Source organism: Bacteroides muris (ex Fokt et al. 2023), from assembly GCF_024704895.1.
Taxonomy (GTDB): Bacteria; Bacteroidota; Bacteroidia; order Bacteroidales; family Bacteroidaceae; genus Bacteroides; species Bacteroides muris.
In genome coordinates this window covers 126,182-143,387 of the sequence record NZ_JAMZEE010000001.1, presented here as the reverse complement: position 1 = coordinate 143,387, position 17,206 = coordinate 126,182, and the positions used below count along the sequence as shown (strand labels likewise).

General features: G+C 50.7%; 8 protein-coding genes. 7 read left to right on the top strand and 1 reads right to left on the bottom strand.

Annotation, left to right across the window (positions count from 1 at the left end; all coding sequences use genetic code 11):
* Positions 1-27 precede the first annotated feature (27 nt).
* A complete protein-coding gene (locus M1B78_RS00445) occupies positions 28-2,904 on the bottom strand; it encodes a ligand-binding sensor domain-containing protein (protein ID WP_257939587.1) in 2,877 nt (958 codons plus the stop codon).
* A 288-nt stretch (positions 2,905-3,192) separates the two neighbouring features.
* Between M1B78_RS00445 and M1B78_RS00440 the strand changes: the two genes are divergently transcribed.
* From M1B78_RS00440 to M1B78_RS00410, 7 genes are all read left to right on the top strand, one after another.
* A complete protein-coding gene (locus tag M1B78_RS00440) occupies positions 3,193-3,480 on the top strand; it encodes a carboxypeptidase-like regulatory domain-containing protein (RefSeq protein ID WP_257939586.1) in 288 nt (95 codons plus the stop codon).
* A gap of 44 nt (positions 3,481-3,524) precedes the next feature.
* The gene (locus M1B78_RS00435; protein WP_257939585.1) at positions 3,525-6,419 is read left to right on the top strand and encodes a SusC/RagA family TonB-linked outer membrane protein; all 2,895 of its coding nucleotides are present in this window, start codon (positions 3,525-3,527) and stop codon (positions 6,417-6,419) included.
* Between the two features lie 15 nt (positions 6,420-6,434).
* On the top strand, positions 6,435-8,426 hold the full coding sequence (locus tag M1B78_RS00430) for a RagB/SusD family nutrient uptake outer membrane protein (protein WP_257939584.1): 1,992 nt from the start codon (positions 6,435-6,437) through the stop codon (positions 8,424-8,426).
* 130 nt (positions 8,427-8,556) lie between these two features.
* Complete coding sequence (locus M1B78_RS00425) at positions 8,557-11,214, top strand: glycoside hydrolase family 2 TIM barrel-domain containing protein (RefSeq protein ID WP_257930519.1); 2,658 nt, start codon at positions 8,557-8,559, stop codon at positions 11,212-11,214.
* Positions 11,215-11,271: 57 nt separating this feature from the next.
* Positions 11,272-13,638, top strand: coding sequence for an alginate lyase family protein (locus M1B78_RS00420; protein ID WP_257930518.1), 2,367 nt, complete (start codon positions 11,272-11,274; stop codon positions 13,636-13,638).
* A 140-nt stretch (positions 13,639-13,778) separates the two neighbouring features.
* Complete coding sequence (locus M1B78_RS00415; protein WP_257939583.1) at positions 13,779-16,226, top strand: glycoside hydrolase family 2 protein; 2,448 nt, start codon at positions 13,779-13,781, stop codon at positions 16,224-16,226.
* A 76-nt stretch (positions 16,227-16,302) separates the two neighbouring features.
* Positions 16,303-17,115 carry an SDR family oxidoreductase gene (locus M1B78_RS00410; RefSeq protein ID WP_136008723.1) on the top strand — a complete coding sequence of 271 codons (813 nt, stop codon included), beginning with the start codon at positions 16,303-16,305 and terminating at the stop codon, positions 17,113-17,115.
* Positions 17,116-17,206: the final 91 nt, after the last annotated feature.

Below are 17,206 nucleotides of genomic sequence, written 5' to 3'. Positions count from 1 at the left end.
TATTCCGTAACGAATTATTTAAGATATTCATTTAGAAAACTTTTGCAAGAACTCTGCAAGATTCTCCCCCTCACCCAAAGCTAACTTTTTCCGCAAGCGGTAACGGCTGATTTCAACCCCGCGCAAAGAGATATTCATCAACGGGGCTATCTCTTTGGAGAGCAGATTCATCTTCAGATAGGCACACAGCAATTTTTCCTTATTGCTCAATTCGGGATAAGCCTCTTCCAGCCTGCTGAAGAAGTTATGATGTACCGAATCAAATGTACTTTGGAATGCCTGCAAATCATCATCGTGCTCTATGTTCGTTTCAATCTGTCCTAACAGACGGAGCGTTTTACGACGAAGAGAAACCAAATTCGCTTCATTGATGGAATGGGAAATGCCCAAAACTTCCTTCTTAATTCCCAATAACATCTCATTTTTACGTACTATGTTCAATGTCGTACGAATCAACTCTTCCGATTTATGATGCAATTCGGAACGCAAATTCTCCTCCTTCAATGAATCAATCTTTCTGTCTTTCAAATCACGCTCCTCCTCGAACGCCTGCTTCTGCCGGTAAAGTTCCAACTCCTTTTGCATCAGCAAATGCTTACGACTGGCAGCAATGCGATAATACATATAATACAATAATAGAACGAGAGCTATACTATATGCCAGATAGCTCCACCAAGTGCGATACCATGGAGGCAATACCTCAAAAGCAAAAGATGTCACTATAGGAGCCGTGTCCTTATCCGTAAACAACTTTACACTGAATATATACTTTCCTTCATGCAGACCAGTAAACTCTTTCTTGGTATTTTCGCTATACTCACTCCACTCACCTTCCTCACTGCCATTACTTAACTTATAAGAATAAAGGACTGTCTGCATTTTACTATAGTTATTGGCACTATACTCTATACGAAGAGAATTATAAGCATAGGGAATTATCACCGGGCTATCATCATATGAATAACTCCGGCCATAAACAAGCGAATCACGCTGTCCCGTCATATATACTTTCCTGATTTGCAAAGTAAACGGAGAACGGTACGGTGGCTGATTATCCAGCCTAATGAGTGAAAAACCTTCTTCGGTACCGGCCACAATCTGCCCCTGATTACAGAAATAGACATCTTCGAAATTCTCAATCAGTGATTCACGCAGGAACGTTTCATGTTCTATCCGATAATATTTCTTTTCAGCGGTGTCATAACGTAAAACCTTCAACCGGCCATCCGCTACGTACCATATATTCCTCAAAGAGTCTGCCTTCAGATAAGTGTAAACTTTTCCATCCAACAGATTCTCTAGACGTGTAAATCTCTCCAAACAATCACGCGTCTGGTCATAACTCCACAAACCGTGATGGGAAGTTACAACGATTTCACCATCCACCTCCGACAAACAAGCATCATAACCAAGCGGGAAAGCATTGCTGTTATAGTCTTTGAACTTCTTTACCTGCCTCAAATCCTCGGATAAAGTAACCCTAGATACTCCGTTTTCCTTATTGGCTATCCACAAAGTATTCGCCGTTAACTTTTCCGGCAACATATCTTTGCATGAACGAGGAAATCCTTGAATCCTGCATTCTACTCTCCAATGTGTACCTTTTCTCACAAGAAGATACAACCCACTATATGTACCTGCCAACAATACATCTTCATGCCCAGCCAGCTTTACAATATCCCATACTCCCTTAAGACCGTCAAGATGTTCTATCCGTTTATCATCTGCAATGAATATACCGTTGTCCGAACAGCAAAACATCTTGTTGTCATATTCACGAAGTGACCATATCTGCCCACCTGTACCGGGTACAAAGTCCACCGGATATTCCTTATTCAACCGCCTGGGAAAAGTTGTACAATACAGTCCCTGATTGGTTCCCAAATAAAAACGTCCCTGATAATGACACGACGCATAACCTGAACCTATAACAGACCTGCCCCCATACAATGAAGCAACACGTGCATTCAGATGAATACAGTCAATTCCATTGTCCAAGCCCAACCATAGATGTCCAGCCTCATCAAACATCATACTTAGTACAGTCTTGTTTTGCAATCCATTACCTGTAGATATGACTTCCGCTTCATCTGTCTTCAAATTCAGCAAACAAATTCCATTCTGAACACTCCCTAATGCCAACAAGGAGTCTTTCAAAGCAGCACAAAAAAGCTGGTTCCGACTACAAAAGTCATCAGCCGCCGTTGCATACTTCCGCAAAACGGAACCATCATAAACAAACAATCCTTTATCCCTACTTACAACAATCAATTTATCCTGATAGGACAGTAAACCACCAGTTTTCACCGTACTTCCTATGTCAGAAGTGTTATCTACCGGTATAAACTCCGTACCGTTCAATATCATCAATCCTTTGGAAGAAGTCATATAGAATTTATTCCTGACTACCAATGAAGAATAAATATCCGAAAAAACATCTATCTGGCTAATCTTGCCATTTTCCAAACAAAAGAAACGACGATCTGACTGAAAACAAATTCGATTTTTATCCGACAGAATATTCCAGATTATCCCTACAGATACCGTCGACGGCAAACTGTCCGACAAGCATGTGTAATCCAAACCACCTAAAGGACTTGGACAAAAATAGCCAAACTGCCCCATTCCACCGATATAAATCCGATTATCACTTCCAATTTCCAGAGCACGTGTTTTAGCGTTCCTAATGGGATACGTGTTCCAGGCTACACCATCAAACTCCAACAAGCCTTTATTATTGGCTATATATATCCAACCATTGTCATGTTGCCGAATATTCCAATTCTGATTACCAGCTTTATAAGTATGCCTCGTATAATTCATGATAGGCCGTTGCCAATCGGCCCTCAAGGAAATCGAAAACAACAGCAGAAAAATACAAGTCAGAATAAACACTCGATTCATAGCGGTTAATATTTGTTCTTTACAAACACAAAGATAATACCTTTTTGCAGTAAAGACATTTATATATATAAAAATAAGAGCATATAGCAAAATCGCAAGATGTACCATTTTTACATTTTATTCAACTGATTATAAAAATTTTATATCATGGAAGAGAAAGCTTTGATGTAGTCATAACACATGATTGAGAAAGTTTTGATGTAGCCCTTTTGCCTTAGTGAATATAAGAGAAGACTACTTTTGCCCCTGACAAAATACATAACTTACAATTAATTAAATCTACGTATTATGAGAAAAAAGATCTTTTTCCGAAAGCTGGTACAGCTACTTTTCTTCTGTTGTATGCTTCTTACCAGTTTGGGAACTTTTGCCCAAAGTAGTATTACTATTAAAGGACAAGTGGTAGATGAAACTACCAATGAGCCCCTTATCGGGGTTTCAATCCTTGAAAAAGGGACAAATAATGGAATCATTACCGACATTGACGGTAATTTCAGTCTCCAGGCTTCCCTCAATTCAACTATTGTAATTTCTTACATCGGGTATGTTACTCAAGAAATTCCGTCAACCATGTAAAAGGAACCATCAGACTGAAAGAGGACACACAAACACTGGATGAGGTGGTTGTTGTAGGATTCGGTACACAAAAGAAAGTAAACCTCACCGGTTCTGTGGCTACTGCTTCAGCCAAAGATCTCGAAGCCCGCCCCGTGAGCAGTGCCGTACAAGCACTGCAAGGTGTTATCCCTGGCTTGAATATCTCAAACAGTGGGCATGGTGGTGAACTGAATGCCAGCAAATCCATCAACATTCGTGGCAATGGTACCGTAGGCAAAGACGCTAATAATAATGACTATGCCAGCGGTTCACCGCTCATCTTGATTGATGGTATGGAAGGAGACCTCAATACCATTAATCCACAAGATATTGAGAGTATCTCCGTATTGAAAGACGCAGCAGCCTCGTCCATCTACGGTTCACGCGCGCCTTTCGGAGTCGTATTGGTAACCACCAAATCCGGTAAATCCGGTCGCCCGGTAATTAACTACAACAACAGTTTCCGTTTCAACACCCCCATCAAGATGCCCAAAATGATGAATGCATGGGAATACGTTAACTATTACGATGAAGCCATGTTCAACAAAAACAGCACACACTACTATACAGAAGAGTACAAGCAGAAAGTGAAAGACTATGTTGACGGTAAACTTGCCCCTAATGACGTCGCCGAAGCACAAGGCAACGGTAAATGGAATTATGACTATACCTGGGGCAATGTAGACTGGCTACAAGAATACTACCGTAACTGGTCTACTGCACAAGAACATAATGCCAGTATCAGTGGAGGTACAGAAAAGTTTACTTACTACATGTCAGCCAATTATTTGGGACAAAGCGGCTTCATGCGCTACGGCACAGACCACAACAAGCGCTATAACTTGACAGGAAAAATTTCCGCCCAAATTACAGATTATGTAAAGGTAGACTATTCCACCCGTTATTCACGCACCGATTATGACCGCCCAAGTATACTATGGAATGATTTCTATAACAATGTACTCCGTCGCTGCCGTCCGGTACGTCCCCTGAAAGACCCCAACGGCTACTACATGTCCGACATCAACTACATCGAGGCCTTGCAAAACGGCGGTCGTCAGAACGAAATCAACGATGGGCTTTCCCAACAAGTACGTATTACCATTACCCCACTGAAAAACTGGAATATCATCGGTGAACTCAACATCAAGACCGACAATAATTGGACACATTATGAACACAAGCGTGTATACTCACACATGGCCAACAATCCAGAGAAAACATATGTAGCTACCATGACCGGGCCAAGTGAAGACAAGGTGTACGAATACGCCTACAAATCGCTCTTCCTGAATCCCAATGTTTATACCAACTACGACATCACCCTGGGGCAGCACACCATTGCAGCCACAGCCGGTATGCAGATTGAACGGCAAAAATATCGTGATGTAAGCGCACAACGCGCTGACATGATTTCTACCGACCTTCCAGTTCTCAACTTGACTACCAGTTCACAATCTTACGGCATTTCAGGTGTTGTGCAAGAGTGGGCCAGTGCAGGTTTTTTTGGCCGCATCAACTATGATTATGCCGGGCGTTATTTGGTAGAAGGTAACCTCCGCTACGACGGTTCCTCCCGCTTCCGCCGTGGTAACCGCTGGATTCTAACTCCTTCCTTCTCACTCGGCTGGAATATTGCCCGCGAAGCATTCTTCGAATCTCTGGCAGAAAAAATTTCTACCTTAAAGTTAAGAGTATCTTACGGCACACTGGCCAATGCCAACATCTATAACTGGTATCCCACTTATCAGACAATGAATGTAAAAGCATCAAATGGCAACTGGCTTATCAACAATGCCAAGCCCAATACTGCCGAAGCTCCGAAACTGGTTTCTTCTTCACTTACTTGGGAAAAGATCAAAAGTACCAATATCGGTCTGGATATAGCTGCTCTCAACAATCGTCTGACCGGTTCTTTCGACTATTTCATACGCAAAACAGAAGACATGATGGGACCCGGCATTGAATTACCCGCCGCACTTGGTACCAATGTTCCCCCTACCAATAATACCGATATGAAGACCTATGGCTGGGAAATTCAAATCGGGTGGCGTGACCAAATCGGTGACTTCAAATATGGAGCCAAACTAAGTCTTTCCGACTCGCAAAGCAAGATTCTACGCTATGGTAACCCTACCGGTTCCCTTTCCAAATATGTGGAAGGCGAACTCATCGGTAATATTTACGGTTACACAACCATCGGCATTGCCAAGACCGATGAAGAAATGCAGCAGCATCTCGCTTCACTACCCAACGGTGGACAAAGTGCGTTAGGCAGCCAATGGGCGGCCGGAGACATCATGTATGCCGACCTCAACGGAGATGGTAAAATCAATAACGGAAGTTATACCATCAATGATATGGGTGACATGAAAAAAATCGGTAACAGTACCCCCCGTTTCATGACGGGCATCAACCTGGATGCTGCCTACAAAGGATGGGACTTACAAATGTTCTGGCAGGGCGTACTGAAGCGCGACTGGTGGCCGGGCGATAAAAACATGACTTTCTGGGGTGTAACGGACGGTGAATGGTGGTCTACCTCGTTCAAAGAGCATCTCGACTACTTCCGTACATCCGAAAATCCACTGGGAGAGAATCTAAATTCCTATTACCCACGACCGATTTTTAATACAAAAAACAACAAAAGCCAGACCCGCTATCTGCAGAATGCAGCCTACATGCGTCTGAAAAACATACAGGTTGGCTATACTTTCCCCAAAGTATGGATAAACAAACTTATGCTACAGAATCTGCGCATCTTTGTTTCCGGCGAAAACCTATTGACCATTACCAGCCTCAGCGACACCATGGACCCGGAAACATGTGGTGCCGGATACCAAAGCAACGAACAAGCAAACGGTACGGTATATCCACTGGCAAAGACAATATCATTCGGATTAAGTGTTAACTTCTAAAACAAAAAAAAGAATATGAAAACATTAAAGTATAAACATATCGTAAAAGGAATCGTTTTGGGATGCATGCTCATGACCGGAACCGGTTGTGATGATTTCTTGGATATCACCCCTCCCTCTAACGTAGCTCCCGAAAACTATCTGGTGGAAGAGAGTCAATTAGCTGCCTATACTATCCGTTATTACACGGATAACTTCCCTTCACTGAACAGCTTATATGGAGATGACGAAATGGCTACGGACAACGCCACCACCCGCAACTCCAGCAACCGTTACCTAATTGGCGAATGGAAAACTCCGGCAAGTGGCGGCGAATGGAACTTCAACAACATTTATACCTTGAATTATTTCATCCAATCTGCCGAGAAGAATCTGGAAACCAGAAGTATCAAAGGAAACTCAACCAACATCAAGCACTACATTGGTGAAGGCTATTTCCTACGGGCCTACCAATATTTCTACCGTTTACGCAAATTGGGCGATTTCCCCATCATCAAAGAAGTATTGCCCGATAACAAAGAAGCACTTATCGAAGCTTCCAAGCGGCGGCCACGCAATGAAGTAGCCCGCTTCATTCTGCAAGACCTGGACAAAGCAACCGAATATTTGACCAACAATCCTGACGGAGGCAAAGCGCGCATTACAAAAAATGCCGCACTTGTGCTGAAAGCCCGTGTAGCCTTGTTCGAAGCAACCTGGGAAAAATACCATGCCGGGACTGCACTAGTTCCAAACGGTAAGGGATGGCCAGGAGCTGAAAAAGATTATAATAAAGGATATCAATTCCCCAGTGGAAGCCCCGAAGCGGAAGTGAACTTCTTCCTCGACCAGGCTATCAACGCCTCCCAGACCGTAGCAGATGCCGTGGCACTGACCGCCAACAACGGCAGTATACAGCAATCTGCTGCCGATGCCGCCAACGACTACTATGACATGTTCGCTACCCAGAACCCGAACGGATATCCCGAAGTCCTGATGTACCGCTCCTATAACCGTGACTTGAGCATAGGTACCGACTACAACCATCACATTTACTACGGGTATGCCCGTGGCTATACACACCAGATGGAACATTCCTTTCTCATGAAAAACGGTCTGCCCGTCTATGCAGAAGGTAGCGGTTACAAAGGCGACGACTACATCGGTGATACCAAGATAGACCGCGATGACCGTTGGCGCCTCTTCATGAAGGCTCCGGGTGAAGTAAAAACATTCATCAACACTACCAGTCCCGAATACTTCTCCACTACCCCGATGGTCTATTCCGATGACGTGAAGTACTCTACTGCCACAGGATACCTGCTGGGTAAAGGTTACTCCCACGACTTGAAAGACCAGAATCTGAACAAAGACCAGACTGCCGCCATCATGTTCCGGGCAGCAGAAGCCTACATTACTTACATTGAAGCCTACTACGAAAAGAACCATAAACTGGATGACAAAGCCGACAAATACTGGCGTGCCTTGCGTACTCGTGCCGGTATTGATCCCGATTACAACAAGACCATTGCCGCTACCGACATGGAGCAAGAAAAACTATATGATTGGGGAGCCTATTCCACCGGACAATTAATAGACAAAACACTGTTCAATATCCGCCGCGAACGCCGCAATGAATTTATAGGAGAAGGCTACCGTTACAACGATTTGATCCGTTGGCGTGCCATGGACCAGCTGAATGGTTTCCAGATAGAAGGAATCAAGCTGTGGGGTCCCATGATTAAAGACTATGAAACAGCAGGACTGACCGACAAACTAATTTACGGTAAAAGCGATAAAGAAAACACCATCTCATCACCGGAATTAAGCAAATATGTACGCCCCTACCAAGTAGCGTCTACCGGACTGTACTACAATGGATTGAACTTCTGCCAGGCACACTACCTCAGCCCGATAGCCGAAAGTCATTTCCTGATTACAGCTTCAGACGGTGAAACCACCAGCACCTCCCCCATTTACCAGAATCCGGGATGGCCAATCAAAGCTAACGAATCCGCTGACAGATAACCACATGCCTCTGGAATAAAAAGGTTGTTTTCTAAACCGGGAGGCGAAAATATCACATTTATCTTTATTTTCGCCTCCCCCTTCATTATCTTTGTCAGCATCACAGTTCTATAACACTTTATCTTTTGTCATGAGAATCTTCAAGCATATACACAAACCGGTCTGTCGGGCAATTGCTACAATAATTATTTTTTCTATCCTGGCTCCGTCCAGTCTTTATGCACAACGGGAAATCCAAACCATCAACGACAGTTGGAAGTTCCGAAAAGGCGAATGTACCGCTGCCTTAGACAGCACTTTCAAGGATGACGAATGGGAGGATATTTACCTGCCCCATACTTGGAATACCGACGCATATACCGAGAAGGATTATTATCGGGGTATGGGATGGTACCGTAGACAAATAATCCTGCCACAAGACTGGATAGGAAAACAAGTTTTTCTGAAACTGGATGCTGCCAGCAAAGCAACTTGTATCTATATCAATGGAAAGAAAGTCGGTGAACATACTGGAGGTTACACTGCAAGCACACTCAACATTACTCCATTTCTCTCCTTCAACTCACCCAACATGCTGGTTATCCGCGTGGATAATGCCAGAATGGACATTCCGCCTATTTCGGGTGACTTTACCTTCTTCGGCGGTATTTATAGAGATGCATGGCTCATCGCCGTACCCAGCCAACATTTCAATCTGACAAATCATGGTTCCGACGGTATCTTCATCACCACTCCCCGGGTATCCGAGCAACAAGCCACCTTGTCCATCCATGGCGAAATAAGGAATGATGCCCGGGAAAAAGCAGCACTCGAACTGGTACACTCCATCTACCACCCTGATGGAACCCTCCTCCAAACGCAAAAGCAGTTTATACAGCTCAAAGCCGGAGAGACACGAAACTTTGACAGCAATATATCTCCTATCCTCCAACCACTGCTATGGACTCCGGAAACGCCCTACCTCTACAGAGTAGAAACCACCTTGTTCAACTGCAAAACAAAGTCCGTCGTAGACCAAAGCAACCACCATACCGGTTTCCGCTGGTTCCATTTCGAATCCAACAAAGGTTTCTTCCTCAACGGCAAGCCCTACAAGCTGCGCGGCATCTGCCGCCACCAGGACCAGAAACCTATCGGTGTAGCCCTGACGGACGAAATGCACCGCCGTGACATGAAACTAATGAAAGAGATGGGAGCCAACTTCATCCGAATTTCCCATTATCCACAAGACGACGCTATCATAGAGATGTGTGACAAGCTGGGAATGCTGGCCTGGGAAGAAATTCCCGTCATAGACATCGTGCCCGACACACCGGAGTATGCGGAAAACTGCGAACGTAACCTGCGCGAGATGATTCGCCAGCACTACAACCACCCCAGCATCATCACGTGGGGATATATGAACGAAATCCTCCTCGTAGCACAGCGCAAGCACAAAGGCGACGCACTGAAACCGGTACTGGAACGTACCCTCGCCCTTGCCCGCCGGCTGGAGAATGCCTTGAAGCAGGAAGACCCCACACGCATCAGCGCCATGGCCTTCCACGGCAGCAACAGCTACAACGAAACCGGACTGAGCCAGATTACCGACATCGTAGGCTGGAACCTCTACCAGGGCTGGTACGGAGGCGACGTCACAGGCTTCGAGAAGTTCCTCGCCGAACAGCACCGCAACTACCCCGCTCGCCCGATGATTGTGAGCGAGTACGGTGCCGGTTCGGACAGACGGCTGCACACACTCGCTCCCCGCGCCTTCGACTTCAGCATCGAGTACCAGCAGAAATACCTGGAGCACTACCTCCCCGTGCTTGAAGAGACGCCCTACGTCTGCGGCGGCACGCACTGGAACTTCATCGACTTCTCATCCGCACTGAGAGACGAATCCATGCCACGCATCAACAACAAAGGGCTGGTCTATGCCGACCGCACGCCGAAGGACGTTTACTATTATTATAAAGCGGCATGGCGCAGCGACATCCCCGTGCTGCACATTGCCAGCCGCGACTGGACACGCCGTAGCGGTGTGCAACAGGAAGGCAAGCCGGTGATGCTGCCCGTCAAGGTCTACTCCAACTGTCCCGAAGTGGAGCTCTTCATCGACGGGACATCCGTAGGCAAGAAGAAGACGGAGAACTTCACCGCCCTCTTCGAGGTGCCGTTCCTCCGGAAAGAACCTTTCCTTTCGGCACACGCCACCTATCAGGGCAAGCCGGTGACGGACGGATTGCGGGTAGGTTTCACCCCCATCCCCGACAGGCTGGACAAAACCAATCTGAACGGATTGGAACTTGCCGTCAACGTAGGCAGCCATTGCTTCTTCACCTCCGACGAGAGTCACCTGACCTGGGTTCCCGACCAGCCCTACACTCCGGGCAGCTGGGGCTATCTCGGCGGCAAGGAAGCGGGCACGCAGACCGAAATCGGCCTGACGACCGACGGCCCGCTGTTCCAGACCCTGCGCAACGGCCTTGAAGGCTACCGCTTCGACGTGCCCCAAGGTGTTTACGAAGTAGAACTGCTCTTCACCGACATCTACCGCCGGAACAGCTCCACAGCCTACCTGCTGGGCCGCGAGGGACAGCAAGAGAACCGCGAGAACGCCTTCCGCATCACTATCAACGGAAAGACCGTGGAAGATGCCCTCTCCCCCTGCCGCACAAGCGGCTACTTCCGCGCCTTGCGAAAGAAATACATCGTCGACAACGATACAGACCATCTCGAAATCAAATTCCATGCCCGAAGCGGAAACAGCTTCCTGAACGGAATCAAGATAAGGCACAGGAATTAAACATCAAGAACCCGCGCCGCCCACAGAAAACAAACTTATAACAAAACCCATAAACCCATGAAACAGAAAGCAACCAAATGGGCACTTGCCCTCCTCCTCTGGATGCCGGGCGCACAAGCCCAGTCCATCTGGAACACCGACCACCTGCAAAGCGTGAAGCAATCCATCGACAAGCCTTTCTATGCCCACTCCTACCAGGCACTGAAAGCCGAAGCCACCCGTCTGCTGGATGCCGAACCCCTCTCCGTGATGATGAAGGAGAAGACTCCTGCCAGCGGAGACAAGCACGACTACATGAGCCAGGCCCGCTACTACTGGCCCGACCCCGCCAAACCCCACGGACTGCCCTACATCAACCGCGACGGCATATCGAACCCCGAACTGAACAAGCTGGACCGCAACCGTCTGGGAGCCACCGCCAACCGTGTCACCACCCTTGCCCTCGCCTGGTACTTCAGCGGAGAAGAGCGCTACGCACAAAAGGCTACGGAACTGCTCCGCGTGTGGTTCCTCAACAAAGAGACCCGCATGAACCCCAATCTGGAATATGCCCAAGTGACACCGGGCCACAACAACGACAAAGGACGCTCCTACGGCCTGATAGACACCTACTCCTTTGTAGAGATGCTGGATGCCGTGGCCCTCTTGGAACCATCGAAAGCATTCACCGCCAAAGACAGCAAACAACTCAAGGCCTGGTTCGCCCAACTGACCCACTGGATGCTCTCCAGCCCGCAAGGCAAGGAAGAGGCGGAATGCAAGAACAACCACAGCATCGCCTACGACGTGCAGATAGCCGCCTTCTCGCTCTACGGAGGCAAACAGCAGCAAGCCATCGACATCATCAACGCCCTGCCCGCACGCCGCATCGCCAAGCAGATTGACACGGACGGCAAGCAGCCCCACGAGTTGACCCGCACACTGGCTTTCCACTACTCACAGTACAACCTGACCCACATCCTCGACCTCCTCACCATGGCACGCAACCTGAACATGGACACCGAAGCCCTTGCCGCACACGACGGGCATAGCTTCTACAAGGCGATGGACTTTCTGGCACAATACATGGGCAAGGATTCGGGCACATGGCCCTACCGGCAGATAAGCGGATGGGAAGAAGCACAACAGAACTTCTGCCGCGACCTCTACCGCACCGCCACCTGGCTCAACCCCACACGCAAGGATTACCTGCGCCTGTACAACGACTGCCGCACGCTGGACCTGAGCGACCGCTTCAACCTGCTCTACGTGCAAGCCACCGAAGCGGACCACGCCTACGCCTTCGCCGCCGGACAGCTGCAACTCGCCATGCAGTGCGCCGACAAGGCACGCAAGGAGCAGAAGAACGCCGCACGCCGCCGCGTAGTGCCACGTACCATTGCCAAAGACGGCTCGCTGGCCATGATACACCCCCACGACTGGTGCTCGGGCTTCTTCCCCGGCTCCCTGTGGCAGATGTATGCCTACACACACAGCGACTTCTGGCGGCAGTCGGCCATCTCCTGGACCTGGCCCATCGAAGAGGCCAAATGGCACAAAGGCACGCACGACCTGGGCTTCATGATGTACGACAGCTTCGGCAAGGCCTACGAACTGACGGGTGAGCAGTCTTATAAGGATGTAGTCATCCAGAGCGCCCGCACGCTGATTACCCGCTACAGCCCCAAGGTGAAGAGCATCCGCTCGTGGGACCACAACCGCGACAAGTGGAAGTATCCCGTCATCATCGACAACATGATGAACCTCGAAATGCTGTTCCGCGCCACCCAGCTCACCGGCGACTCCGTCTACTGGAAGGTGGCAGTGGACCACGCCAACACCACGATGAAGAACCACTTCCGGCCCGACCACTCGTCTTATCACGTAGTGGACTATGACCCCGAAACGGGCGACGTCCGCCTGAAATGCACGCATCAGGGACACTCGGACGACTCCTTCTGGAGCCGCGGACAGGCTTGGGGCCTCTACGGCTACGCCATGTGCTACCGCTTCACACGCAACCCCGCCTACCTGAAGCAGAGCGAAAACATAGCCGACTTCTTCCTCTCACTGCCCCACATGCCTGCCGACGGCGTGCCCTACTGGGACATGAAGATGGACAACATCAACAACCTCACGCCCGACAACGTGAACCCCGACGTGCCGCGCGACGCCTCCGCGGCCGCACTCATCGCCTCCGGTCTGTACGAACTCTGCACCTACGTGGCTCCCGAGAAGGGCCGCCACTACCGTGCCACAGCCGACAAGATTGTTGCCAGCCTCAACAGCCACTACCAGGCACAGCCGGGCACGCACTACGGCTTCCTCCTTCTCCACTCCACCGGACACCACCCCGGCGGAAGCGAGATAGACGTGCCGCTGAACTATGCCGACTACTACTATCTGGAGGCACTGGCACGGAAAAGGGCACTGGACGCGGAATAACCACCTCTGATTATCAACCACTTAACATCATTTATCAAACACTGGACCTTGAGCCGTCAGAGTCCGGTGTTTGAGCCGTCAGACACTGGATTCTGACACGACAAAGTCCGGTGTCTGACAATTCATACAATATACCCTATATGAAGACACTCAAAAACCTACTCTGCCTGTTGCTTGCCTGCCTATGGGCAAACAGCATTTCCGCCCTCATCCCCACCGACCGCAAACAACGTCTTACGACGGGTTGGGAGTTCATCCGTCAGGACATGGGCAGCATCTGGGAAGTGATGCGCCCCGTGCCCGGAACCGGAAAACCCGAAGCCGTCCCCCTCTGGCAGAAGGTGACCCTGCCCCATTGCTTCAACGCCGAAGATGCGGTAGACCCCTACACGAACTACTACCAAGGCGCCGGATGGTATCGCACCACCCTCCATATAAACAGCCCTTATCAAGACGGGCGCATCTACCTGGAGTTTGAAGGCGCGGGACAGAACACCGAAGTCTACGTCTACACCACCCTTGTGGCCTCGCACACCGGCGGATACGACGAATGGAAAGCCGACATCACGGAAGCTGTGGAACAGTTCCGCTCCAACCCCGCCTGCCGCGAACGCTTCGGTGGGAAGATACCCGTCGCCATCCGTTGCGACAACAGCCGCGACACGGAAACAATTCCCTCCGACATGTCCGACTTCAACCTCTACGGAGGTCTCTACCGCTATGTCAACTTGGTTTATACCCCCGCACATTCCATCGGGCAAGTGCAGATAAACGCCCGGACAACTCCCGGCGACAAGCTGGGCAAGGTGGAGTGGCAGGTCACTACCGAACGTCCCCTCTCCGCCTCCCCGTCCGAAGAAGTGCCTGAACTGATGATTACCGTCCTCTCGCCCGAAGGAAGGAAGATTTACCAAGACTGCTACCCGCTGCAAGACACCTGCCGCGCCTGGTTCGCCCTGAAAAGCCCCACGCTCTGGAGTCCCGACAGCACCGCCCTCTACACCTTCCGGGCCCAACTCATTGCGGGAGGCACCGACACCTTGCTGACCCACACGGAGCATTTCGGCTTCCGCCACATCCGCTTCGAGGAGAAAGGACCCTTCTACCTCAACGGGCAACGGCTGTTGCTACGCGGCACCCATCGCCACGAAGACCACGCCGGGGTAGGTGCCGCCCTCACCGAAGAGATGATGATTGCCGAAATGAAGCAAATCAAGGCAATGGGCGCCAACTTCATCCGCCTGGGGCACTACCAGCAGTCGGAAATCATCCTCCGCCTCTGCGACAAGCTGGGGCTTCTGGTGTGGGAAGAGATTCCGTGGTGCCGTGGCGGACTGGGCGGCGAGAAGTACCGCGAACAGGCACGCCGCATGCTCACCAATATGATCGGCCAGCACCGCAACCACCCCTGCGTCATCCTTTGGGGCATGGGCAACGAAAACGACTGGCCGGGCGACTTCGAGGAGTTCGACACGGACAGCATCCGCACCTTTATGGGCGAACTGAACGACCTCGCGCACCGACTTGACCCCACCCGTCCCACCGTCATCCGCCGTTGCGACTTCTGCCGCGACATCGTGGACGTGTATTCGCCCAGCATCTGGGCAGGCTGGTACGGGCGGCGCTTCCGCAACTACCGCGAGATGGTACAAGCGGGCTTCGAGAGCGTGCCCCGCTTCATCCATGCCGAATGGGGCGGCGACAGCCACGCCGGACGCCACGCCGAGGAGCAAATGACAAAACACGGCTCCTCCTTCGACATCGAAGCGGGCGACCGCAACGGCGACTGGAGCGAATCGTACATCGTCCGCCTCTTCGACTGGCACCTGAAAGAGCAGGAGCAGATGCCTTGGCTCACCGGAAGCGCCTTCTGGACCTTCAAGGACTTCTCCACCCCGCTACGCCCGCTGAACCCCATCCCCTACGTCAACCAAAAGGGCGTAGTGCAGCGCGACGGCACACCCAAAGAGAGCTACTACGTCTTCCAAAGCTACTGGAGCCACGAACCGATGCTGCACATCTACGGGCACTCCTGGCCTGTGCGGTGGGGCAAGGCGGGCGAGGCGAAGGAAATCCTCGTTTACTCCAACTGCCCCGAAGCAGAACTCTTCGTCAACGGCATCTCCTTAGGACGGAAAAAGCGCGACAGCCAAGACTATCCTGCCGCCGGATTCCACTGGAACGCCGTGCTGAAGGAGGGAGAAAACGAAATTGAAGCCATCGCCTACCGCGACAACAAGCCCTGCCTGCGCGACAAGATACACCAGACCTACCAGACACAGCCTTGGGGTGCCCCCGCCCAAGTACGCCTGACACAGGCCAAGGTGGACGAAGAAACCATACTGGTACAGGCCGAACTGCTGGACAAGGACGGCATCCCCTGCCTCGACGCCTGCCACTTCATCGAATTCGGCTGCACGGACAGCGAAGCATTGCTCCGAAACCAAGGAACCGCCCACGGGTCGCAACTCCTGCAAGCCACGGGCGGACGGGCAGGCATCTACGTCAAGAGCCACGTTCCGGTAGTGGTAAGCGCCCGCTGCAAGGAAGAAATATGCGGCACCGCCTTCATTTCAGTCGGAAAATAAGGAGAACTCTAAAGAGAATTCCATAATTTTGCAATATCGAACCGAAAAAATACAAAATCAGTAGACAAAACATCGTATGAAAAACCTATTCGACATCAAACACCGCGTAGTGGTCATCACCGGCGGAACGGGCGTATTGGGAAGGGCCATCGCCCTGCACCTCGCAGAGGAGGGCGCCAAAGTAGTCATCCTGGGCCGCAAAGCAGAAGTGGGACACGCCCTCGCGGCAGACATCAAGGCAGCCGGCGGCGAAGCCCTCTTCCTGACCACCGACGTGACCGACCGCGCACGCCTGGAGCAGAACCTGAGCGACATACTCGCCGCCTACGGCCGCATAGACGCCCTGCTGAACGCCGCCGGCGGAAACATGCCGGGCGCCACCATCGCCCCCACGGGCACCATCTTCGACTTGAAGACAGAGGAGTTTCAACGGGTGCTGGAATTGAACCTGACGGGCACCGTGCTGCCCACACAAGTCTTCCTCCGCCCGATGGTGGAGCAGAAGCGCGGCGCCATCGTCAACTTTTCCAGCATGGCAGCCTTCCGCCCCCTGACGCGCGTGGCCGGATATGCCGCCGCCAAAGCGGGTATCTCGAACTTCACCGCCTTCATGGCTGCCGAAGTTGCCAGGAAGTTTGGCGAAGGCATCCGCGTGAATGCCATCGCCCCCGGATTCTTCCTCACGGAGCAAAACCGCGCCCTGCTGACGAACCCGGACGGAAGCTACACGGAACGCGGGCAAGATGTGATTCGCCAAACTCCCTTCGGACGCATGGGCCGTGCCGAGGAGCTTTGCGGAACGATACAATACCTCATCAGCGATGCCTCGGCCTTTGTCACAGGCACGGTGGCCGTAGTAGACGGAGGATTCAACGCATTCGCCATGTAGCATCCCCCCGGAGGGAAACGGAAATTCTTTTCAGCGCTCTTTCGAGAGTCCGTTTTGAAGAATACATGAACAGAACCGAGAAAACATACAC

What these genes read in the sequence shown, in the direction of transcription:
- M1B78_RS00445 (WP_257939587.1), bottom strand. Translation starts at nt 2,904, where the DNA reads ATGAATCGAGTGTTTATTCTGACTTGTATTTTTCTGCTGTTGTTTTCG.
- M1B78_RS00440 (WP_257939586.1), top strand. Translation starts at nt 3,193, where the DNA reads ATGAGAAAAAAGATCTTTTTCCGAAAGCTGGTACAGCTACTTTTCTTC.
- M1B78_RS00430 (WP_257939584.1), top strand. Translation starts at nt 6,435, where the DNA reads ATGAAAACATTAAAGTATAAACATATCGTAAAAGGAATCGTTTTGGGA.
- M1B78_RS00425 (WP_257930519.1), top strand. Translation starts at nt 8,557, where the DNA reads ATGAGAATCTTCAAGCATATACACAAACCGGTCTGTCGGGCAATTGCT.
- M1B78_RS00420 (WP_257930518.1), top strand. Translation starts at nt 11,272, where the DNA reads ATGAAACAGAAAGCAACCAAATGGGCACTTGCCCTCCTCCTCTGGATG.
- M1B78_RS00415 (WP_257939583.1), top strand. Translation starts at nt 13,779, where the DNA reads ATGAAGACACTCAAAAACCTACTCTGCCTGTTGCTTGCCTGCCTATGG.
- M1B78_RS00410 (WP_136008723.1), top strand. Translation starts at nt 16,303, where the DNA reads ATGAAAAACCTATTCGACATCAAACACCGCGTAGTGGTCATCACCGGC.